Below are 20,224 nucleotides of genomic sequence, written 5' to 3' on the forward strand. Positions count from 1 at the left end.
GACCGCACCGCCGAGCGCCTCGACCCCGGGATGGCGGGGCGACCGACTCTCATCCGCGGCGACTCGCAGCTGTTCTTTCCCGGCATGGGCCGACTTTCGGAGAACAGCGTCGTCAGCATCAAGAATCGATCCTTCTCCATCACCGCCGAGCTCGACGTCCCCGAAGACGGCGGACAGGGTGTCATCATCGCGCAGGGAGGCCGGTTCGGAGGATGGAGCCTGTACCTTCTCGACGGTGCCGCCCGCTTCGTCTACAACACGCTCGGCATCCGCCGCTTCACGATCGCAGCCGACCGTGCGGTCACCCCGGGCACCCACCAGGTGCGGGCGGAGTTCGCATACGACGGCGGCGGTCTCGCGAAAGGCGGTGACGTCACCCTCTACTACGACGGCACCCCGGTCGGCACCGGCCGCGTCGACGTGACCCAACCGATGGTTTTCTCAGCCGACGAGACAACGGACATCGGCTACGAGTCGGGCACACCAGTGAGCGACGACTACACACCGCAGACCAGCCGTTTCCGCGGCCGCATCAACTGGGTGCAGATCGACCTCGGCGGCGACGACCACGATCACCTGATCGACCCGGACGAGCGAGTGCGCATCGCAATGGCCCGCCAATAGCGACGAGCTCCCAGCGTGAGCCTGTGCATAGGCAGCGGACCGTACGTCGCTGACGGTCCAGGAGCCTGCGGACCTCTGAGACGTCGGCCCACGGGCGGTGCGCCGTCATTCACTCAGGACGACAGTTCGGAGTCTCGCTTCGTCGGCACCGTGATGGATGCCACCTCTTCGAGACGCGGATGCAATTCGTCACCGTCCTCGACCACACCCTTGTGCCAGGTCATGGTGAGTCCATCGGGTGCGTCCTGCAGCAGCGCGAGGTTGTTGTCGAACCACGGACCCTTCACTGTCTTCCAGCGGAAGGGCGGGTCGGGAACCTTCGCAGAACGCGCGGCTGCGGCACCCAGCGGCGTCGCTGCGCCGTAAGACATCACCACGGAGAACCAACGCAGGAAGCGGGGCAAGGGGTTCCGCACAGGTGAGCACACTGCCTGCACGATGCGGCTGCCCGTCTGGCGTTCGACCTCGGCCAGGTACGAGAAGTGCACATCACCGGACAGGAACATCACCGTCTGCGGCGACGGACCGCGGGCACCGTCTGCCAGCTCCGTCGCAATCCCGGCAACAGCCTGAAAGCTGTTCTGGAACGCCGCCCAGTGTTCCAGGTCGAAGGCCTGCCGCAGTCGTTCCCCGACCCACGCGGCCAGTCGGCCCCAAGCCCCCTGTGCGATCGCCTCATCCCATGCCTCGACATGGTGCAGACCCAACGGCAAGAGGAACGGGAGCGAGGTGGCGATCAGGACGTCGCGGAATCCACCCTGCATATGGTCGTCGAACCACGCGAGCTCATGACCGTTCAGCAGCCCCCGAGCCGACGGAGTGAGATCTCTCGCGACTCGTGAATCCAGGACGATCAGACGCGTTCCATCGAAGTCTCGGCAGTAGCTCCAGCGGTAGCTGTTCGGGTCCTTGTCGCAGCGGTCGGCGAACTCGTCCAACGCAGCACTGAGGTCGGGCGAACCGGCGTCGTCGCGCCCACTGACCTGCTGCCACATCTTGTCAGCGGCACGTTCGCGGGGGGACAGGTTGCCGAGGTGCTGGTACACCCAGTACGACGCCAAGCCGGCGACGATGCGTTCGTGCCACCAGGTGGTGGCCTCCATCTTCCTCTTCCAATCGAGCGAGGCGTTCCAGTCGTCGCGGATGTCGTGGTCATCGAAGATCATCGCGCTCGGCACACAGGAGAGCAGCCACCGATTCGCGTCATCCGACCATGCCAATCGGTAGAGGTGGGCGTACTCTTCGAAGTCTTTGAGCTCTTTGCCCGGTTCCTCATGAATGTCGCGGCGGCCGCGGATGAATTCCTGCATCTCCTTCGTGGTCGAGTCGGCGTACACCTGATCGCCGAGGAAGAGCAGCAGATCCGGTCGGACCTCGCGGCCGTCGGCCACCGCGAGTGCGAAGGCGCGCAAGGAGTCGACGCCGTGGGTCCGATTGCCTGACCGGTCGTGGGGGACGCTGGTACGGCATGATCCGTAGGCGATCCGCGACCGTTGCCCAGGCGCGCGCGTGGCGATCACCGATGGTGGATATTCGGAGTGTGGTTCCGGCCACACCGACACCCCGTCGATCTCGACCTCGTACGGCGAAACGCTGCCGGGCTCGAGCCGGTCGACTTCGACGAGGGCGAAATGGTGGCCGTGCACGGCGAAGCTGCGGGCCTGCCACGATCGCCCTTCGGCGTGGACGCTCACCAGACAGTCGGCTTGCGTCTCCACCCAGATGCTGGCCGACGTCTCATCGACGTAGCGCAGCATCGGCCCCAACACCAGCGGGGATTCCATGAGCCCGTTCTACCGCGAATGGCGCCACAGCGGCCAGAGGTGTCCGCAGTCCCGACTTTGTGTTATCGGAACGACAAGCTTGACGCCTCAGCCTCCTCGCGCCCAGCGGTCGAGCCGCTTCAGGTAGCGCCGGTGCTCGCCACGAACGTCACCACCAACCAGGTGGGTGCGTCCAGCACCACCGACGCGACTCCAGCGATAGCGGTCACGCCCACGAGGACAGCCGCCCCGACGGTCCACTGCACCCCCAACCATTGCTCAATCGGGAATCGCACAGCTAGACCTTTACACGAGATCGTGCGTCGAGGCGAACTCGGTCCGGGATCCGGGCCGGCGTGCGATCGGGGACGTCTGTCGAACACGAGCGTGCAGTGCGGAATGCGCTGAGCGAGTTCTGACCCGTCGCGCGCCTAAGCTCGCGATGTGGGGTTCATCGGTCGCATCTTCGGCGGAAGCGATAGTTCTCGAAATCGGAATGCCGCCGACGCGCTGTGGCACCCGGATCAGTACAGAGGAGAGAGCGCCGTCGCGGTCACCGCGACCCAGCTCGATCACAAGGTTGCGAGCCCTGGTGAGCGGCGGCGTATCTACGCGGCGTGGATCGACTTCTTCTCGTCACCGACACCGATCACGGTTCTCGACCTCCGCTCACGCGTGCCGCAAGAGCTCCTCGACTCGCTGAGGGGTCAGCCGCAGCTCGAAGCGCTCCACCTCAAGTGGGGGCCGTACCGGGACATCGGAGTGGTCGGGCAGCTACCGGCACTGGCGACTCTCGCATTGGGCGGAGCGACAGCTCTGGAGTCTGTGGAAGCGATCCGTGGCCGCGACGGTCTCATCGCCCTCACCGTCGAACAAGCGCACCGAGTGACCGACCCTTCTCCGATCTCGACCCTTCGAAACCTCCGCGACTTGGCTTACGGCGGCTACGTCGGATCCGACAAGCCGGTCGTCCTTGAGAACGTGCGGTGGATCGAGCCGCTGAAGGAGCTTCGGTCTCTGGACCTTCCTGGCACCCGTCTGCTCGATGCGGATGTGTCGCCGTTGCTCGAGCTGTCCAGCCTGGAGGAGCTCAATCTGCCGCTGCGGCGCACGTACCGCGCTCAAGTGTTCGAGTTCGCGGCGACCAGTCGAGCATTCGCGGGCCTCGCCGCGAAGTACACGGCCTACGACGAGTGGTCCTCGGAGATGAGGCGCGAGTCCTCGTAGGAGTCCCTGAGAGTCGGGGACCTTCAATTGGCGGCGACGCCTCGCCTCCATCGCTCGGGCGCACGCGCGGCGGCGCGATCACAGCGGCACGCGCCGAGGACCTGGCTTCGAGCCGTGACCAGCCCCGGAGTCAGAGCGAGACGTCGTTCTCGATTGCCTCGGCCAGGTCGTCGACCGCTTCGGGTGCCAGCGATACGCCCGCTGCTTCGAGCCGCTGGCCGAGCACGTGGCTCACGTCGTCCGACACCCTGCCGTGATGGATGTCGTCCTCCACATCGGCGACGACGTGCTCGATGGTCTCGACGCGATCGTCGTCGAGCGCGACGTGGAGGTTCTCGTTGTGGATGGCCATGCGCTCACCTTGGTGCGGCGACGATGTCGCGCGCACCCCCTTGACGTGACCGCCGATGTCGTGCGTTGCTCGCGGCGAATCGCCTCGAGGGCGCCCGCGCGAGCTCGGGCCCGCGCGCTGAGAGGATAGGGGAATGACGGCAACACTCGTGGCACGAGGCCTCGCCGGCGGTCACGGCCATCGCACGCTTTTCGACTCGCTCGATCTGACCGTGGCGCCGGGCGATGTCGTCGGGGTGGTCGGTGCCAACGGAGCGGGGAAGTCCACACTGTTGCGACTGCTCGCCGGCATCGACGAACCGCAGGCCGGCACCATCGCGCTCTCACCTTCCGACGCTTTCGTCGGCTGGCTGCCGCAGGAGCACGAACGCGTCGACGGTGAGACCGTCGCCGCCTACATCGCCCGTCGCACCGGCTGTGCACAGGCGACGAGGGACATGGATGCCGCGGCCGCCGCGCTGGGCGACACGTCGTCGTCCGAGTCAGGCGCGGATCCCGCCGACACCTACTCGACGGCACTGGATCGCTGGCTGGCGAGCGGCGCCGCCGACCTCGAGGAACGCATTCCGGTCGTACTTGCCGACCTGGGACTCGACCTCGGCGGGGCACCCGCCGAACAGGCGACCATGACCTCGCTGTCGGGCGGCCAGGCAGCCCGGGTCGGGCTCGCCGCGCTGCTGCTGTCACGGTTCGACATCGCACTGCTGGACGAACCCACGAACGATCTCGATCTCGATGGCCTCGAGCGGCTCGAGGCTTTCGTGCGGGGCCTGCGCGGCGGCGTCGTGCTGGTCAGCCACGACCGCGAGTTCCTCGCGCGCAGCGTGACGCGCGTCCTGGAGCTCGATCTGGCACAGCACTCCCACCGTGTGTACGGCGGCGGCTACGACGCGTACCTCGAGGAGCGGGCGACCGTCCGCCGCCATGCACGGGAGAAGTACGACGAGTTCGCCGAGAAGAAGGCCGATCTGGTCGCCCGGGCACGCACGCAGCGGGAGTGGTCGAGCCAGGGTGTGCGCAATGCCATGAAGAAGGCGCCCGACAACGACAAGATCCGGCGCAAGGCCGCCACCGAGTCCAGCGAGAAGCAGGCGCAGAAGGTGCGCCAGATGGAGAGCCGGATCGCGCGCCTCGACGAGGTGGAGGAGCCGCGAAAGGAGTGGCAGCTCGAATTCACCATCGGCGCAGCACCGCGCTCGAGCACGGTGGTCTCGACGCTGAGCTCTGCGGTCTTCGAGCAGGGGTCCTTCACGCTCGGGCCGGTGTCTGTGCAGGTGAACGCGGGTGAGCGGATCGGCATCACGGGTCACAACGGCGCCGGCAAGTCGACGCTGCTCCGCGCGCTGCTGGGCAGGCAGGCGCCGAACGAGGGCACCGCCAGTGTCGGCGCGAATGTGGAGATCGGCGAGATCGACCAGGCTCGCTCGCTGCTGGTGGGATCACGGCCCCTCGCCGCAGCCTTCGAGGAACTCGTGCCGGCGATGGAGTCCGGCGAGGTGCGCACTCTGCTCGCCAAGTTCGGTCTGAAGGCCGATCATGTGAGTCGACCGGTGGACGAGCTCTCGCCGGGCGAGCGCACGCGCGCTGCCCTGGCACTGCTCCAGGCGCGCGGCGTGAACGTGCTGGTTCTCGATGAGCCCACCAACCACCTCGATCTTGCGGCGATCGAACAGCTCGAGCAGGCGCTCGAGTCCTATCGGGGCACGCTGCTGCTGGTGACCCATGATCGGCGCATGCTCGACACCGTGCTGCTCGACCGGCACTGGCGTGTCGACGCCGGGCGCGTCACCGAGGTTCACTGACCGGACCTTTGCCACCAGCCGGGACGCGCGCCGACAGGCGAGGGGGTGTATTCCACCGCCCCCGGGTGTATCGTGCGGCTGTCTGCGCCCCTCGTTGCTGACGACCCGGCGTCGGCGGGGAACTGGGGGGGTACGACATGGCTGCGAAATTGCCGTCGTCGGGAGCGCTGCCCGAAGGCCAGCACGCGGGCTGCGACACGTCGGGGTTGATTCTCGTGCACCGCATCCTGCGCTGGCTCTATCGAGAGCTGCCGCTGCTGATCCGCGAGGTGGATGCCGGAGATGTCGAGCGTGCGGCGATCGTAGGCCGGTATGCGCATCTCGACTTCTACGCGCTGCACATGCATCACGAGACCGAGGACATCGCGCTGTGGGACCGGCTCACCTCGCGCGACCCGGGGTGCGCGCTTCACGTCGACCAGATGCGCGCCCAGCATGCCGAGGTCGCGGCACAGCTCACCCGCATCGAGCCGCAGCTGGCGCCTTGGGTCGCCACCGCCGATCCAGGACTGCGAGATGCGCTCGCGGGTGACATCGAGACGCTGCGCGACACCTTGGCGGCGCATCTGCGGCAGGAGGAGGACGACATCATGCCGGTCGCCGGTGTCGTGATGTCGCAGCAGGAGTGGGACTGGATGGAGAAGCACACCCGCGAGACTCTGGCCGCCCATCGCAAGGAACTCGGCAAGGACGTCATGGCGCTGCAGGTCGGCCTGCTGATCGCGAGTGTGCCGGAGGACGAGCGGGAGGAGTGGATGCGCGAGAACATCCCCGCGCCGATCCGGCTTCTGTATCTCCTGCTGATGAAGCGCAAGTACGACCAGGCGATGCGGGAGCTCTACCCCGACCGCCCCGTACCCCAGATGGTGTGACGAAGATGTGGCGGCGCGTGAGCCTGGACGCACGGCTCTCTCATCCTCCGGTGCGGGTGTTTCCGTATCTCGCCGACCCGGCACGCTGGCCGGAGTTCGCACCGGCTGTCGAGTTCCGCCAGCGGATCGGCGAAGGGCTGCCCGGGATCGGGAGCCGCTGGTGGGCGGTCGACCGCATCTTCGGTCCCTTCAAAGTGCGTTTCGCCGACGTGCTCGAGGTCATCGAGCCCGAACGCCGCGTCGTCTGGCACTCCACGTCGCCGTGGAACTCGCGAGTCGAGTACGTGTGCGTGGCGGAAGACGAAGGCACGCGCGTTCTGGCCGACTACGAGGGCGATGTCGCGGGATGGCTCCGGCTGGTGGCTCTGCTGCCCACCTTCGTCCTCCGGCGAATCCTGCTTCGAGACTTCCGCGGACTGGGTCGTGTGCTCGAGGCGGAGGAGCGCGCGGCGGCCGCTGTCCCTCGCCGAGATCAGCTCAGCAGGGCGACGTCCAGCGTGAATCGGTGAGCCCGTAACCGCTCCGCCAGCTTCTCGCCCAAGGCGACCATCGGCGTCAGCACGCCCGCGCGATCGGGCAGTTCGTCGAGCGCGAGGCTCAGCGCCGACTCCGCCAGCATGATGCCGGTTCCGCCGTAGCCGGGATCGAACGGGGCCGCGACGCGAGCCCGCACCGGCTCGCCTTGGACGGGGTAGACGTCGACATCGAGTACGAAGCGCCCGTGGTCGACGGCATCCGCACCGGGGCCGGCGCCCGGTGCGGGGAGCACACGATCGAGGATCGTCCGGGTCGGCGCGAACGACATGCCGCCGACGAAGGCCGCCGTGCCGAGACCGATCGCCCCCGCCGAAACGAAGCCGGCGACGCCGCGTCCCGTCGTCACGACCTCGCGATATCGCATGAGCTGGCCATAGCTCCACCCCGTCAGGTAGCTGCTTCGCTGGACGATCTGCTGGTTGTAGGCCCCCATGATGAACGGCACCTGCCAGATGCCTCGTTCCTTGCCCCATCCGCTGCCGGCGTGACTCGGCAGGCGGACGGACGGCCCGGGCGTGAGGGCAAAGGGGTTCGCGATGAGGCGCCGGACGGAGGCATCCCTCTTCGCCTCTGTCATCTGCTGACGAAGCGAGTCGATCGTCCCACCGCTGATGCCGCCGCGCAGCGACCGCACCCGCAGTGTGGCCGCGACGATCGGCACACCGCCGGCTGCCCGATGGGCGAGCCCGACGCCGAGGTCGGAGGGGATCGAGTCGAAGCCGCACGAATGGACGATTCTGGCGCCGCTCTTCTCCGCGGCGTCGTGATTGCGCTGGATGCTGCGCGCGACGAAGATGCTCTCGCCCGACAAGTCTGCGTACGAGGTGCCCTGGCGTGCGCACGCGGCGGCGACCTCCGCGCCGTAGCGCAGGTAGGGTCCGACCGTCGTCGCGACGACGGATGTCGACGCCGGCAGCCGAGCGACGGCCGTCTCGTCCGTCGTGTCCACTTCGACGATCGGCCAGTCGACGCCCAGCTCGCGGCGCACGTCTTCCAGGCGGGAGCGCGATCGGCCGGCGAGCGCGATCCGCACGCCGTCGGGCGCCGATCGTGCCAGGTGCCGCGCGGTGAACCTGCCGACGAAGCCCGTGGCGCCGAGCAGGACGATGTCGTGGTCGCGGACGTTCTCGCTCATGTCACGCGAGCCTAGGTGCGCTCGAGCAACGCCGACACCGGGTTGTGCACGCGTGACGGACCGCCTACGACGGCGCGACGGGCTGCCGTGCCTGAGGAGTGGGCGTCAACGACCGAAGCGGGAGACCAGCCGGATCACCGTCGGCAGTCCACGAGAGGTCGCCCGCCTGCCGGTGATGCTCTCGAGCGCCGGGGTCGCGTGGCCTTCGCCCTCGACCTTGTTGCGGACGAGTGCCCACCCTGTTCCGGCGTCGACGATGGAGCAGCGATGTTCCGCGGCCCGGCTCACAACACGGGCATCGTGCGGGTCGATGATCGCGCCGCTGTACAGCGTGAGTTCGAATCGGCGCGGTTCCGGCGTGGCGCCGTGCGCGTCGACGACTGCAGCCAGCTCGGACAGCGGGATCCAGAGGATCTCCCGCTCGTGGCCCGACCGCGCCGCGATGGCGTCCGCCGCCTGTTCGACGACCGATGCGGGCTCGTCGGAGTCGAACAGGATGGTGCCGTTGCTCTGGAAGGTTCGGATCTCGGGCCGTCCGGCGTCGGCGAACCCCGCCACGATGTCGCTCGTCGAAGGATGGCCGCGCTGACCCTGGTTGACGTTCCTCATGAAGGCGACGCACCGCATGCCACGAGCCTAGAACCCGGCGGCGGACGGGATCAGGTGCAGGGAAGACGTGTCGACTCGACGGCGTAGATGCCGATCGCGATCAGCACGTCTCAGGGAGTGCCCGCCCCGTCGCCGGGCGGCTCGGCGATGTCGAGGATCGCCTCGGCGAACGCGTGCGGGGCCTCGGCGGGGAGATGGTGCCCGGCGCCGGGAACGCGTCGATGCTGCCGTGGACCGACGAAGAAGCGGTCATGCTGCGATCCGTCCGTGGCGGGGAAGTTGCCGTCGGCGGTCCCGTCGAGGGTGATCGCGGGCACGGTGATCGGCGGCAGCGCGGCGAGGCGTCGTTCGAGGTCGACGTATGCAGGTGCCCCGGGCTCGAGACCGAGACGATGGCGATACGAGTGGATGACCACGTCGACATAGTCGGGGTTGTCGAAGGCGGCGGCGGCACGGTCCAGGGTGGCGGCGTCGTATGCCCACGCGGGGGAGTTGCGGCGCCAGATCACGTCGGCGATGCCGCGCGCGTCGCGCGAGAGGCCGGCGCGGCCGCGCTCGGTCGCGAAGTACCAGAAGTACCAGAATCCGGCTTCGAGGTTCGGAGCGAGTGGGATGCCGGCTGCCGCGATGTCTTGGATCAGGTAGCCGTTGACTGACACGAGCCCTCCGACGCGCTCGGGCCAGAGCGCGGCCACGACGCAGGCGGCACGGGCGCCCCAGTCGTAGCCGGCGAGGATCGGCTGCTCGAGGGCGAGGGCGTCGATGAACGCGAGCAGGTCGGCACCGAGCGCGGCTTGCTGACCGGAGCGGATGCTGCGGGCGTCGCGGAACGACGTGGATCCGTGCCCGCGGAGGGAGGGGACGAGAACGCGGAAGCCGGCATCCGTCAGCAGCGGCAGCACGTCGACGTAGCTGTGGACGTCGTACGGGAATCCGTGGAGGAGCACGACCGGCTCGGCGGCGGGATCGCCCGCGTCGATGTAGGCGACGGACAGTTCGCCGGCGTCGATGGTGCGCAGCGGGGTGGGAAAGGAGGAAATGGGCATCGAGTGCTCCCTGGAACGGGGCGGCGCCCCGGAGATCGGACCGTGGATCCTGCGGTGTTGTGAACTACGACCGGGCGGGCGGCGGTGTTGTGACAGATGTCGGCGAGTCCTCGGCCGGGCCTTCCGCCGCCGGTCTTTTCTCCACCTCTTCGGGATTCGTGTCACAGATCGCTTCGTCATCCGGTCTCAGTTGGTGACGCGCGCGTTCCCGCGCGCGGCGAAGCGGAAAGGGGTCGTCATGCGAATCGCGGTCATCGGGGGAACGGGACTCATCGGCTCGAGGGTCGTGACCGCACTCGCGGCCACAGGGCATGAGGTCGTCGTCGTGGCGCGCGCGGTCGGCGTCGACTCGTTCACCGGGGAAGGACTCGAACGCGCCCTGGAGGCAGTCGAGACCATCGTCGACGTGTCGAACTCGTCGTACACCGACGAGGCAGGCGCCCGCGAGTTCTTCTCCGGCTCGACGCTCAACCTGCTCACGTACGGCGCCGCCGCGGGGGTGCGCCACCACGTCGTGCTGTCGGTCGTCGGCACCGACCGGCTGGCGCGCTCCGAGGGCGGGTACTTCCAGGCCAAAGCGGAGCAGGAGCGCTTGCTGACGACATCCGGTCGACCCTTCTCGATCGTTCATGCCACGCAGTTCTTCGAATTCATCCGCAGCATCACGGATGCCGCCACCCGCAGCGGCATCGCACACGTGGCCGACGCCCTCATCCAGCCGATGGCTGCCGACGACGTGGCCGCCGCTGTCGCGCGCGCCGCTCTTGCGCGCCCCACCGGTGCGACCACGGAGCATGGCGGGCCCGAGGTGTTCGAACTGGGCTTCCTCGCGCAGCGCGAGCTGCGGTTCCGTCGCGACGAGCGCGAGGTCGTCGCCGATCCGCTCGCCACCTACTTCGGGGCGCGGCTCGACCGCTGGGAACTGCTGCCCGCGGCCGACGCCATCATCGCGCCGACCCGCTTCCACGACTGGCAGGTGATGCCGCGCGACGCGGCGCCGATGCCCTCCGCCGCGGGCGTACGCTGAGCGCGGCGAGGGGAGAGGCAGGCGGAATGGGCGACACCACACGGCTCGGGAACGAGCAGGACGACATCACGCTGGCACTCGCCGTCTTCGACGAGCACCGGCGCCGGATCTTCGGCATCGCGTATCGCATGCTCGGCACGGTGGCCGACGCCGAGGACATCGTGCAGGAGACCTGGATCCGCTGGCAGAACGCCGATCGCGCCGACGTCCGCGAACCCGCCGCATTCCTCGCGACGGTCGCCACACGGCTCTCGATCAACGCGACGCAGTCCGCGCACGCGCGCCGCGAGACCTACATCGGCCCATGGCTGCCGGAGCCGGTCAACACCGACGACGACCCGGCTCTGGGCGCCGAGCGCGGCGAAGCGCTGCAGTTCGCCATCCTGCTCGTGCTCGAGAAGCTGACGCCGACCGAGCGCGCCGCGTACATCCTCCGCGAGGCGCTCGACTACCCGTATGAGCGCATCGCCGACGTCATCGGGGCCACCGTGGCGAGCGCGCGCCAGCTCGTCAGCCGCGCGCGCAAGCATCTGGAGTCGGCGCGCAGGGCCGAAGTGGCAGACGCCGCGCAGCGGCGCCTGCTCGAGGCATTCCTCGTCGCCGCGCAGAAGGGCGACGTGAGCGCCCTCGAGCAACTGTTCGCCGAGGACGTCGTGAGCACCACCGACGGCAACGGCGTCAAGCTCGCCGCGCGCATCCCGGTCGCCGGACGCAGTCGCGTCGCCAAGTTCATCGCCGCCTTCTCGAGTCACTTCTGGATCGGGAAGACGATCGACTGGGTCGAGCTCAACGGACAGCCCGCCGCGACGATCTCCGAAGGCGGGGTCGTCACGACCGTCGCGATGATCACGGCGACGGACGACGGCATCCGTCAGATTCACTGGATCATGAGCCCTGACAAGCTCGGCCATGTCGCTCCGGTGGGGGCGTGACCCGGCGGCACCGCGCGTCGTGGCTGCATTTCTCTCCGCGGGGCTCGCAGTCGAGCGCCGTGCAGCATGACCGCGTGGCGAAGGCGCTCGTCGCGGCTGCGGCATCCGCAGATCCGCGCGCCGTGGGGCGGATGCTGCACCCCGGTGTGGAGCTCACCGTCGACGCGGGCGGCAGGGTGCCGGCGCCGCGATCTGCGCTGAATGGTGCGTCGGAGGTGGGTCGGTACCTCTCCGGCGTGCTGCTCGATCCTGCGGCGTCGCTGCGGGTCGCGTCGGTGAACGGGGTGCCGGGCATCGTGGTGTGCCGTGGCGGCGAGGTGACCGGCGTCCTCGGCATTCGTCTGCGGCACCGCCGGATCGTGCAGGCGTGGCTCGTCGTGAACCCCGAGAAGCTCACGGGATGGAGCGTGGAGTGACCGGGGATGAGCGGCACCCGTGCGCGGACGGGGTGTCACAGATCCGGCCGCTGTCCTGTCGTAGCTGGTGAGCGCACCTCCTCGCGCTCCCTGAACGAAAGGCTCATCATGGCAAAGATCGTGGTCATCGGCGGTTCCGGACTGATCGGCTCGAAGGTCGTCGCGAAGCTCACCGAGCACGGGCACGAGGCCGTCCCGGCGTCGCCGAACTCCGGCGTCGACACGATCACCGGCGAGGGCCTCGCGGACGCGTTGCAGGGAGCGGATGTCGTCGTCGACGTGTCGAACTCGCCGTCGTTCGCGCCGGACGACGTGATGGAGTTCTTCACGACGTCGACGAAGAACCTCATCGCCGCTTCGCGCGCCGCCGGCGTGGGGCACTACGTCGCCCTCACCGTGGTCGGCACGAACCGCCCGAACACGATCTCGTACTTCGCGGCGAAGTCGGCGCAGGAGGAGCTGATCCGCGAGTCGGGCATCCCGTACTCGATCGTCCACGCGACGCAGTTCTTCGAGTTCATCACCGGCATCGCGGCGGTCTCGACGAACGGCGACGCGCTGCACCTTCCGGGGAACCTCGTTCAGCCGATCGCGGCGGAGGATGTCGCCACCGCCGTCGCGCGCACCGCGGCCGGTGCTCCGCTCAACGCCGATGTCGAGATCGCCGGCCCTGAGGTCATGGGGCTCGACGAGATGGTGCGGCGCGGGCTGACCTTCCGCGGCGACCAGCGCGAGGTCGTGACCGATCCCGAGGCGCCGTACTTCGGCGCGCGGATGGACGAGCGGACGCTGATGCCGGTGGGCGGCGCGCAGCACTTCGCGACGACGCTGGAGAAGTGGCTTCCGGCGAACCCGCCGCGGGGCTGACGAGCGATGAGGGCCCGGCGGCGCTGCTCGGCGCTCCGGGCCCTCTTGTCATGTGTCGCCGGCGGCTCACCGCTCGACGATCCGGCCGGGGAGGATCGCTTTATGATGGGCCACGTCCCCAGACTCCACCCGGAAGGCCGCGATGACTGCTGGCACGCTCACCCATCTCGACGCCGGCGCCGTCATCCCCTTCGGCGGCGACCGCTTCACCACGGTCCCTGCCGACCTGGCCGCCGCCTTCCAGCCCGGCGATCACCTCCACGTCGTGCAGACCACGGGCGCCCTGCTGCACGTCCCGGCGGCGGTGCGTGACGCCGTCGAACAGCAGGTGGATGCGGCCGTCGGGGCCTTTGAACGGCTCCGCGCGGCCGAGCGCGGGCCGGTGCACGCCTTCTATGTCGCGTTCGCCGACGCGCTGGCCGACGACGGCGTCTGGGCATGCGTCGCCGAGGCGAACGCGGCCGACGTCGCACGCGCGGAGTCGCTGGGCCGGTCGACGACCCGCCTTCGCGTGTCCGACCGCATGCGACAGGACATGATCGACGGACTGCGCGGCTGGGCGACGCACGTTCACAACGCGCCGGAGAGTGACGTCGTGTCCCGCGTCGAGCACGACGACTGGGCCGTCGAGACCGTCACGGCGCCACTCGGCGTGATCGCGTTCGTCTTCGAGGGCCGCCCCAACGTCTTCGCCGACGCCGCCGGCGTGCTCGCGACCGGCAACACGGCCGTCCTGCGCATCGGGGGCGACGCGCTGGGGACCGCTCAGGCCATCGAAGAGCACGCGCTGCGCCCCGCGCTGGAGAGCTCAGGCATGCCTGAGGGCGCCGTCTGCCTGGTTCCGGTCCGCGAACGCTCGGCCGGATGGGCGCTCTTCAGCGATGCGCGGCTGGCGCTCGCCGTCGTGCGCGGTTCCGGCTCGGCGGTGACCGAGTTGAGCAGCGTCGCCCGGCAGAGCGGCATCCCCGTCAGCTCCCATGGCACCGGTGGCGCCTGGCTGGTCGCCGACCGCACCGCCGACCCGCGCCGCCTCGCCGGCGCCGTGCGCAACTCGCTCGATCGCAAGGTGTGCAACACCCTCAACGTCGCCGCCGTGGTCCGCGAGCGAGCCGACGAGTTCGTCCCGCTGGTGCTCGCCGCGGCCGACGAGGCTGCCGCGGCACGCGGCGGCGTCGCCCGCGTCCATGTCGTCAACGGAAGTGAGTCCTGGTTGCCCGGCACCGACTTCGACCGCTCGATCCAGGTGCGGCGCGCGGAGGGAGTGGTCCTCGAGCCACGGGCGACGCTGCTCGACGCCGACCAGCTCGGCACAGAGTGGGAATGGGAGGACACCCCCGAGCTGAGCATCGTCGTGGTCGAGGACGCCGACGAGGCCGTGCGCCTCTTCAACGCCTACAGCCCGCAGTTCGTCGCGGCGCTGATCTCGGGGGACCCGGCTGCCCAGGCGCGCTTCCGCGAGACCGTGAACGCGCCGTTCGCCGGCGACGGCTTCACGCGCTGGGCTGACGGTCAATACGCGCTGCGCCAGCCGGAGCTGGGCCTGTCGAACTGGCAGAACGGGCGTCTCCTCGGCCGCGCGGGCATCCTCACCGGAGCAGACCTCACGACCCGGCGGATCTTCGCCCGACACGCGAACGGCGAGCAGCACCGCTGAGCGGATACACCGCCGCCGGTCACCGCCCCGCCGAGATCTCCTGCGTTCCGATCACCGACAGGAGCTGCAGTCGCTCGTAGCTCTCGGTGCCCGGCGTCGCGGTGAGCACGAGGAGAGTCTGGCCCTGCTCGGGATCGATCAGGAACTGGCACTGCATCTGCATCACACCGACCTCGGGGTGCTGCAGCCGCTTCTCGCGCGAGTGGGTTCCGCGCACCTCGTGCTCCTCCCACAACTCGGCGAACTCCGGGCTCTCGGCCAGCAGCGCGTCGACCATGGCGCCGGCGCGCGAACGTGCGCCGAACTTGGCGTACGCCGTGCGGATGTCTGCGGTGAACGCCCGCGAGTGCAGCGGGTGGTCTTCGGAGGGGTAGACATCGCGCGCCCGGAGATCCATGAACCACCGGTAGCCGACGCTGCGCATGAATCCGTCGAAGCGGGTCTCGTCGCCGAACAGGGCCCGCGCAGCGGGCGTCTGTGCGAGCGTCTCACCGAGCTCGGTCATGACCTGCGCGGGGGTGTCGGCGAGCCGGTCGAGCACCCGCATGAGACCCGGCGAGACGTGCTCGCTGCGCAGCGCGCGCGTCGGCGCCGTGTGTCCGGCGAGCCGGAACAGGTGGTCGCGCTCATCGAGCGTGAGCCGCAGGCCGCGGGCGATCGCGGCGAGCATCTGCTCCGACGGCTGCGGACCGCGGGACTGCTCTAGCCGGCTGTAGTAGTCGACCGACATGTCGCAGAGGGCGGCCACCTCCTCCCGGCGCAGACCCGAGGTGCGGCGCCGAGAGCCACGCCGCAGCCCCACATCCTCCGGCTGCAGCGCGGCTCGGCGGCGGCGCAGGAAGTCGGCCAGCTGAGCTCTGTCCATCACCCGAGTCTGCGGCATCCGTCATTCCTCAGCCAGGGATCCGAGATCCCTCCCTCGACGCACCCGCTCACGCCGGCACGCGTACGCCGGTCAACTGCTCCGAGAGTTCCCAGATCCGCCGGGCATCGGCCTCACTCTGCAGGCGGGAGTACACCGGCTGCTCGGCCGGCAGCCCGCCGAGATGACGAAGGCCCTTCGGTCCATAGAGGTGACCGCCCTGCGCGTCGCGGCTCGTCGCCGCGTACACCGCCGACAGGGCCGCCGACGACGGAGTGCCGACCAGGATGCCGAGCCGCGACATCGTTCGAATCAGCTTGACCGCGGTGGTGTCGTCGGGGCGGCCCATCCCCGGCTGTGCCGACAGCAGGTTGGTGGGAGTGATCCCGGGGTGGGAGAGGTTGCTGCGCATGCCCCAGCCTGCGGCATCCGATCGCCGTTGCAGCTCCATCGCGAAGAGGCCGAAGGCGATCTTCGACGAGCTGTACGCCTTCATCGGGTCGTACCCCTGGGCCCAGTCGAGGTCATCCCAGTTCACCGCGCCCTGATCGGCCGCGATGCTGACCTGGCTGGTCACGTGCGCGCGTCCTTCACGCAGGAGCGGCAGCAGCCGAGCCACGAGCGCGAAATGCCCCAGGTGGTTGGTCGCGAGCTGCAGCTCGAATCCGTCGGCGGAGAGCCGGCGCGTCGGCGGGTTCATCACTCCGGCATTCGCGATGAGGATGTCGATCGGCCGGCCTTCGCCCAAGAGCTGCTCGGCGAGGTTCGACACCGAATCGAGCGACGACAGATCCAGCGGAAGGACACGGATGGCGGCATCCGGAGTCCGCTCACGGATCATCGCAGCAGCGGTCTCGCCCTTCTGCGCATTGCGCACCGGCATGAGGATGTCGGCGCCGGCGCGCGCCAGACGTGCGGCGATCTCGATTCCCACGCCGTCGCTTGCGCCGGTGACGAGGGCGCGCTGTCCGGTGAGGTCGGGAACGGGGATGTCGAGGATCTTCGGCATGAGGGCGGCTCCTTGTTCGAGGGGATGCCTCCATCCTCGGGGGAGCGCGGCGGGGTATTCAGGGCGCGCTCATCCGGGGACCGCGGATCCCTGGATGTCGGGGCTGCGTGGCATCCTCCTCCGCGCCGTCCGATTCACCCCGGAGTTCAACAGGTCAACCGCGGTTCCCCAGGACGATGAAACGATTCGATCTCCTGTGGAAGCCCGGTTGACCTGTGGGCGGGGGGCAAGCGCCGCGCGCGGCGGCTCATGCGTGGGGCCGCAGGCCACCCGAAGCGGTTCGCGGCGGGCCCGGCGTTTTGCTAAGCGGCGGCGCGGGTGTGGTCGGTGACGGCGATGCGACCGCGCAGGAACGGCAGTGCCGGCGCCTTGTACAGGAGTGCGGGCGGATGCCCCGGCTCGAGGGCGAACTCGGCCTGACCGAACCGCCACATGCGATTGAAGAGGAACACCCCGACCACGACCGTCTGGTCGGCCGGAACCTGCCAGGTGCCGAGACCCCACTGCGCGGGCTGGCCACGACCCGCGATCACGAGCGTCGGCCTGATGCGGGCGTAGAGCGCGAACCAGGGCTTGTGCAGCGTCAGCTCGATGCGGCGCGTGGCGGTGCCGGTGGTGCTCATGCGGATCCCGTCGCGAACGCGCCGGCGTGCGTGCTGTCCTGGCTGTCGTACGTGCGCATCCCGGGTCGCCTCTCGTGGTCCGCTCCCAGGCTAACCGCCGGTGGGCCGACCGCAGACCGCGGGGCACCGCACCGACGCCCGATGTGCGAGGGGAATGCGTTCGGGGGATGCTGGGCTGTAACACCGAGTGGCGGCTCTCCCGGCGGCCCATGAATCTTGTGAGGAGCACCACTGTGCGCGCACTCATCCACTCCACCTTCGGCGACGCGACCGACGTCCTCGAGGTCGCGGAGCGACCGCTCCCCGAGCCGGCTGCCGGTCAGGTGCGGGTGCGCACGGTGCTCTCGCCCATCCACAACCACGACCTCTGGACGATCCGCGGCACGTACGGCTTCAAGCCCGAGCTGCCGGCCGGATCCGGGACCGAGGCGTACGGCGTCGTCGACGCTCTCGGCGAGGGCGTCGACACGCTGCACGTCGGGCAGCGTGTCGCCACCGGCGGCACGTTTGGCGTGTGGAGCGAGTACTTCGTCACCAAGGCGGCAGGGCTCGTCCCGGTTCCGGACAGCATCGACGACGAGACGGCCGCACAGCTCATCTCCATGCCCTTCAGCGCGTTGAGCCTGCTCGACTTCCTCGATGTGCAGTCGGGCGACTGGATCGTGCAGAACACCGCCAACGGTGCCGTCGGCAAGCTCGTGGCGCAGTTCGCCACCGCCCGCGGCGTGCACGTGCTGGGACTCGTGCGGCGCGACGCCGGCGTCGCGGAACTGGCCGGGCTCGGCATCCATGATGTCGTCTCGACCGAATCCGACGGCTGGCGCGAGCGCGTCGCGGACATCCTGGGAGAGAACGCGCCGCGCGCAGCCGTGGACTCGGTCGGCGGCACGGCGGCCGGCGACCTGCTGTCGCTCCTCGGAGAGGGCGGTACTCTCGTGTCGTTCGGCTCCATGGCGTCGAGCACCCTCAAGCTGTCGGCGGGCGACCTGATCTTCAAGCAGGCGACGGTGAAGGGCTTCTGGGGCAGTACAGTGAGCCGGACGATGGATGCCGCCGCCCGCGGTGCGCTGTTCGCCGAGCTGGTGCAGCGCATCGGTTCGGGCGAAGTCAAGCTCCCCGTGGACGCGGTCTATCCCTTCGAGGAGGCCAGGGCCGCCGCCGCAGCGAGCGCAGTCCCCGGACGAGCCGGCAAGGTGCTGCTCCGCTTCTGACAGCACGGGCGCAGGGTCCGCAGTATCACGGTCGCCGCCGCGTGCCTCTTCCGGATATCGCCATGCGAAGGCGCACGACGGTCGAGTGACCTTCAGGGGGCTGCCATGACTCAGGTGGATCCGACGTCCGACACCACGACACCGCCCCGGCCGCTCGACATCGACGCGGTGCGGCACCCGGCGGAGCCATCCCGCTTCGCGCTCGCAGTGACCTGCGTCATAGCGGTGCTCATCGCACTGGTCGTGTGGCTGATCGTCGTGGATGTGTCGCTGCTCGTCTACGCGGTGCTCGTCCTCGTGGGGGCGCTTCTCGCGCTCTGGGTGGCGATTCAGTTCTGGCGACTGCGGCTCCTGGGGGATGCCGTCCTCGTGACCTCTCAGTCGCTGCCCGGGTTGCAGAGCGCCGTCGATTGCGTCAGGGCGACGCTCGGCTACCAGCGTCGGGTCGACATCTTCGTGGTTCCGAACCTGTCGCCGCGCATCCAGCTCACGAGCTACTTCGGCGTTCGTGCCCTGCTGATCGAGGGCGGCGCGGTCGCAGACATCACCGCCCCGGCGGCTCAGGGGCAGCTGCTCTTCCTGCTGGGCACCTACTTCGGTGCGTTCAAGGCGAAGCACGATCGCTGGGCGCTCGCGGAGCTCGTGCTCGACAACACCGGCGTCCGCACGCTCCTTGCGCCGTTCGTCGCGCCGTGGCTCCGGACCACGGTCTACACCGGTGATCAGATCGCCTATGCCTGCACCCGTGACTTCCGTGTGAGCCTCGCTGCGGTCTACCGCGTGCTGATCGGCCGTGAGCTCAGCGACCAGCTCGCAGCCCCCGGCCTCGTCTTGCAGTCCGAAAGGGTGGCGAGATCGCGTTATATGAGGATGGCGGAGATGTTCCGCCCGGTGCCCCACACCACCAATCGCTTCCTCAACCTGTTGCGCTTCGCGGACGAGGTCGATCCTGAGGCAGCACGCGCCTTCCGAGCCGAGCTTCCGGATGACGTCGCTCAGGTGCTCGATCGCGCACTCGCGCGGACCGCGCGTGGCGCGCGCCGGACCGCGAGCGTGGTCACCGTGACGGTTGCCGTGCCGGTTCTCAGCCTCGCGCTGCTGCTGGCCGTGATCCAGCCCGCCTTCACCGGGTGGCAGGGTTCGCCCGGTGCCGTCGAAGACCCCGTCGACACGAGCGAGGTCGACACGGTCGATGTCCCTCCGTCTCCGACGGAGGTGCTGACCGCCGCCGTGCCTGCGGAGTTCAGCGATTCCTGTGCGGACCTTTCGACTCCCACCGTAGAGCTGTCCATAGGCCTCGTCGCCGCGGTGGAGTGCTCGAGCACCGCCGTGGGTGGGGCGGATTGGGTCGAGGTCTACGCCTACGACTCGCCGGCGAGCCTGAAGGCCGCGACCGACGACTTCCTGATGTTCGTTTCGTACGGCGACTGCCTCGACGGCGCCCGGAGCGAGTGGCTCGATGGCGACGGTGCCGAACGCGGAGTGCTCGCCTGCTACTACACGGATGGCTATGAAGAGGTCGTCGCCGTGTGGACGTACGACGCCGATGGGGTCATGGTGCTCGCCGCGGATGCCGAGATGCTGCTGGACGAGATGTACGCGTGGTGGCAGACGGCGTCCCCGACGTTCGCATTCCAGTGAGTTCGCCGTGGGACGA

At 69.2% G+C, this 20,224-nt stretch carries 19 protein-coding genes and 1 pseudogene; 12 read left to right on the plus strand and 8 right to left on the minus strand.

The features are described from left to right. Nucleotides 1–624: pseudogene (locus B1729_RS10025) on the plus strand (LamG domain-containing protein); the annotation flags it as partial. 113 nt (nucleotides 625–737) lie between these two features. Here the strand turns inward: B1729_RS10025 and B1729_RS10030 are convergent. After that, complete coding sequence (locus tag B1729_RS10030) at nucleotides 738–2,408, minus strand: alkaline phosphatase D family protein (protein ID WP_163617454.1); 1,671 nt, start codon at nucleotides 2,406–2,408, stop codon at nucleotides 738–740. A gap of 423 nt (nucleotides 2,409–2,831) precedes the next feature. Between B1729_RS10030 and B1729_RS10035 the strand changes: the two genes are divergently transcribed. After that, nucleotides 2,832–3,614 carry a hypothetical protein gene (locus B1729_RS10035; RefSeq protein ID WP_163617453.1) on the plus strand — a complete coding sequence of 261 codons (783 nt, stop codon included), beginning with the start codon at nucleotides 2,832–2,834 and terminating at the stop codon, nucleotides 3,612–3,614. A gap of 130 nt (nucleotides 3,615–3,744) precedes the next feature. Here the strand turns inward: B1729_RS10035 and B1729_RS10040 are convergent, their stop codons facing one another. Continuing rightward, a complete protein-coding gene (locus B1729_RS10040) occupies nucleotides 3,745–3,966 on the minus strand; it encodes a hypothetical protein (RefSeq protein WP_163617452.1) in 222 nt (73 codons plus the stop codon). Between the two features lie 133 nt (nucleotides 3,967–4,099). Here B1729_RS10040 and B1729_RS10045 point away from each other — a divergent pair, with 133 nt between their 5' ends. The 3 genes from B1729_RS10045 to B1729_RS10055 all read left to right on the plus strand — a co-directional run bounded on the left by B1729_RS10045 (nucleotide 4,100) and on the right by B1729_RS10055 (nucleotide 7,148). Continuing rightward, nucleotides 4,100–5,767 carry an ABC-F family ATP-binding cassette domain-containing protein gene (locus tag B1729_RS10045; RefSeq protein WP_163632531.1) on the plus strand — a complete coding sequence of 556 codons (1,668 nt, stop codon included), beginning with the start codon at nucleotides 4,100–4,102 and terminating at the stop codon, nucleotides 5,765–5,767. Between the two features lie 137 nt (nucleotides 5,768–5,904). Next, on the plus strand, nucleotides 5,905–6,639 hold the full coding sequence (locus tag B1729_RS10050; protein WP_163617450.1) for a hemerythrin domain-containing protein: 735 nt from the start codon (nucleotides 5,905–5,907) through the stop codon (nucleotides 6,637–6,639). A 5-nt stretch (nucleotides 6,640–6,644) separates the two neighbouring features. Continuing rightward, nucleotides 6,645–7,148: an SRPBCC family protein gene (locus tag B1729_RS10055; RefSeq protein ID WP_239525805.1), complete on the plus strand. Its 504-nt coding sequence runs from the start codon at nucleotides 6,645–6,647 to the stop codon at nucleotides 7,146–7,148. Here the strand turns inward: B1729_RS10055 and B1729_RS10060 are convergent. The 3 genes from B1729_RS10060 to B1729_RS10070 all read right to left on the minus strand — a co-directional run bounded on the left by B1729_RS10060 (nucleotide 7,112) and on the right by B1729_RS10070 (nucleotide 9,966). Beyond that, entirely contained in the window at nucleotides 7,112–8,311 is a 1,200-nt protein-coding gene (locus tag B1729_RS10060) for a saccharopine dehydrogenase NADP-binding domain-containing protein (protein ID WP_163632535.1), read from the minus strand. The genes B1729_RS10055 and B1729_RS10060 overlap by 37 nt on opposite strands. Nucleotides 8,312–8,416: 105 nt before the next feature. Next, complete coding sequence (locus B1729_RS10065) at nucleotides 8,417–8,938, minus strand: DUF1697 domain-containing protein (protein ID WP_163632537.1); 522 nt, start codon at nucleotides 8,936–8,938, stop codon at nucleotides 8,417–8,419. A 92-nt stretch (nucleotides 8,939–9,030) separates the two neighbouring features. Next, nucleotides 9,031–9,966 carry an alpha/beta hydrolase gene (locus B1729_RS10070; RefSeq protein WP_163617446.1) on the minus strand — a complete coding sequence of 312 codons (936 nt, stop codon included), beginning with the start codon at nucleotides 9,964–9,966 and terminating at the stop codon, nucleotides 9,031–9,033. 238 nt (nucleotides 9,967–10,204) lie between these two features. On the opposite strand from B1729_RS10070, the gene B1729_RS10075 reads away from it, so the two are divergent. The 5 genes from B1729_RS10075 to B1729_RS10095 all read left to right on the plus strand — a co-directional run bounded on the left by B1729_RS10075 (nucleotide 10,205) and on the right by B1729_RS10095 (nucleotide 14,862). After that, the gene (locus B1729_RS10075; protein ID WP_163617445.1) at nucleotides 10,205–10,993 is read left to right on the plus strand and encodes an NmrA family NAD(P)-binding protein; all 789 of its coding nucleotides are present in this window, start codon (nucleotides 10,205–10,207) and stop codon (nucleotides 10,991–10,993) included. Between the two features lie 26 nt (nucleotides 10,994–11,019). After that, entirely contained in the window at nucleotides 11,020–11,925 is a 906-nt protein-coding gene (locus B1729_RS10080; protein ID WP_163617444.1) for an RNA polymerase sigma-70 factor, read from the plus strand. Further along, nucleotides 11,922–12,341 carry a hypothetical protein gene (locus B1729_RS10085; RefSeq protein ID WP_163617443.1) on the plus strand — a complete coding sequence of 140 codons (420 nt, stop codon included), beginning with the start codon at nucleotides 11,922–11,924 and terminating at the stop codon, nucleotides 12,339–12,341. The genes B1729_RS10080 and B1729_RS10085 overlap by 4 nt, the downstream gene beginning before the upstream one ends. Before the next feature lie 108 nt (nucleotides 12,342–12,449). Beyond that, complete coding sequence (locus B1729_RS10090; protein WP_163617442.1) at nucleotides 12,450–13,208, plus strand: NmrA family NAD(P)-binding protein; 759 nt, start codon at nucleotides 12,450–12,452, stop codon at nucleotides 13,206–13,208. 142 nt (nucleotides 13,209–13,350) lie between these two features. Continuing rightward, nucleotides 13,351–14,862, plus strand: coding sequence for an aldehyde dehydrogenase family protein (locus B1729_RS10095; RefSeq protein ID WP_163617441.1), 1,512 nt, complete (start codon nucleotides 13,351–13,353; stop codon nucleotides 14,860–14,862). A gap of 19 nt (nucleotides 14,863–14,881) precedes the next feature. Here B1729_RS10095 and B1729_RS10100 read toward each other — a convergent pair whose 3' ends face one another. From B1729_RS10100 to B1729_RS10110, 3 genes are all read right to left on the minus strand, one after another. Continuing rightward, nucleotides 14,882–15,727, minus strand: coding sequence for a helix-turn-helix transcriptional regulator (locus B1729_RS10100; protein WP_163617440.1), 846 nt, complete (start codon nucleotides 15,725–15,727; stop codon nucleotides 14,882–14,884). A gap of 67 nt (nucleotides 15,728–15,794) precedes the next feature. Continuing rightward, on the minus strand, nucleotides 15,795–16,733 hold the full coding sequence (locus B1729_RS10105) for an SDR family oxidoreductase (protein ID WP_163617439.1): 939 nt from the start codon (nucleotides 16,731–16,733) through the stop codon (nucleotides 15,795–15,797). 302 nt (nucleotides 16,734–17,035) lie between these two features. Next, nucleotides 17,036–17,356 carry a hypothetical protein gene (locus B1729_RS10110; RefSeq protein WP_163632539.1) on the minus strand — a complete coding sequence of 107 codons (321 nt, stop codon included), beginning with the start codon at nucleotides 17,354–17,356 and terminating at the stop codon, nucleotides 17,036–17,038. A gap of 233 nt (nucleotides 17,357–17,589) precedes the next feature. Between B1729_RS10110 and B1729_RS10115 the strand changes: the two genes are divergently transcribed. Together B1729_RS10115 and B1729_RS10120 are read left to right on the plus strand one after the other, a co-directional pair. After that, nucleotides 17,590–18,567 (plus strand): zinc-binding dehydrogenase, encoded by a 978-nt coding sequence (locus B1729_RS10115; protein ID WP_163632541.1) that lies wholly within the window; start codon nucleotides 17,590–17,592, stop codon nucleotides 18,565–18,567. A 105-nt stretch (nucleotides 18,568–18,672) separates the two neighbouring features. Further along, a complete protein-coding gene (locus B1729_RS10120; RefSeq protein ID WP_163632543.1) occupies nucleotides 18,673–20,208 on the plus strand; it encodes a hypothetical protein in 1,536 nt (511 codons plus the stop codon). Nucleotides 20,209–20,224: the final 16 nt, after the last annotated feature.

The sequence above is a fragment of the Microbacterium sp. B35-04 genome, from assembly GCF_010634885.1.
GTDB lineage: Bacteria > Actinomycetota > Actinomycetes > Actinomycetales > Microbacteriaceae > Microbacterium.

Excerpts from the sequence above, each read along its gene's own strand:
- B1729_RS10105 (WP_163617439.1), bottom strand. The coding sequence starts at position 16,733 with ATGCCGAAGATCCTCGACATCCCCGTTCCCGACCTCACCGGACAGCGC.
- B1729_RS10045 (WP_163632531.1), top strand. The coding sequence starts at position 4,100 with ATGACGGCAACACTCGTGGCACGAGGCCTCGCCGGCGGTCACGGCCAT.
- B1729_RS10090 (WP_163617442.1), top strand. The coding sequence starts at position 12,450 with ATGGCAAAGATCGTGGTCATCGGCGGTTCCGGACTGATCGGCTCGAAG.
- B1729_RS10070 (WP_163617446.1), bottom strand. The coding sequence starts at position 9,966 with ATGCCCATTTCCTCCTTTCCCACCCCGCTGCGCACCATCGACGCCGGC.
- B1729_RS10080 (WP_163617444.1), top strand. The coding sequence starts at position 11,020 with ATGGGCGACACCACACGGCTCGGGAACGAGCAGGACGACATCACGCTG.
- B1729_RS10040 (WP_163617452.1), bottom strand. The coding sequence starts at position 3,966 with ATGGCCATCCACAACGAGAACCTCCACGTCGCGCTCGACGACGATCGC.
- B1729_RS10055 (WP_239525805.1), top strand. The coding sequence starts at position 6,645 with ATGTGGCGGCGCGTGAGCCTGGACGCACGGCTCTCTCATCCTCCGGTG.
- B1729_RS10075 (WP_163617445.1), top strand. The coding sequence starts at position 10,205 with ATGCGAATCGCGGTCATCGGGGGAACGGGACTCATCGGCTCGAGGGTC.
- B1729_RS10060 (WP_163632535.1), bottom strand. The coding sequence starts at position 8,311 with ATGAGCGAGAACGTCCGCGACCACGACATCGTCCTGCTCGGCGCCACG.
- B1729_RS10100 (WP_163617440.1), bottom strand. The coding sequence starts at position 15,727 with ATGGACAGAGCTCAGCTGGCCGACTTCCTGCGCCGCCGCCGAGCCGCG.
- B1729_RS10095 (WP_163617441.1), top strand. The coding sequence starts at position 13,351 with ATGACTGCTGGCACGCTCACCCATCTCGACGCCGGCGCCGTCATCCCC.
- B1729_RS10030 (WP_163617454.1), bottom strand. The coding sequence starts at position 2,408 with ATGGAATCCCCGCTGGTGTTGGGGCCGATGCTGCGCTACGTCGATGAG.
- B1729_RS10110 (WP_163632539.1), bottom strand. The coding sequence starts at position 17,356 with ATGAGCACCACCGGCACCGCCACGCGCCGCATCGAGCTGACGCTGCAC.
- B1729_RS10120 (WP_163632543.1), top strand. The coding sequence starts at position 18,673 with ATGACTCAGGTGGATCCGACGTCCGACACCACGACACCGCCCCGGCCG.
- B1729_RS10050 (WP_163617450.1), top strand. The coding sequence starts at position 5,905 with ATGGCTGCGAAATTGCCGTCGTCGGGAGCGCTGCCCGAAGGCCAGCAC.
- B1729_RS10065 (WP_163632537.1), bottom strand. The coding sequence starts at position 8,938 with ATGCGGTGCGTCGCCTTCATGAGGAACGTCAACCAGGGTCAGCGCGGC.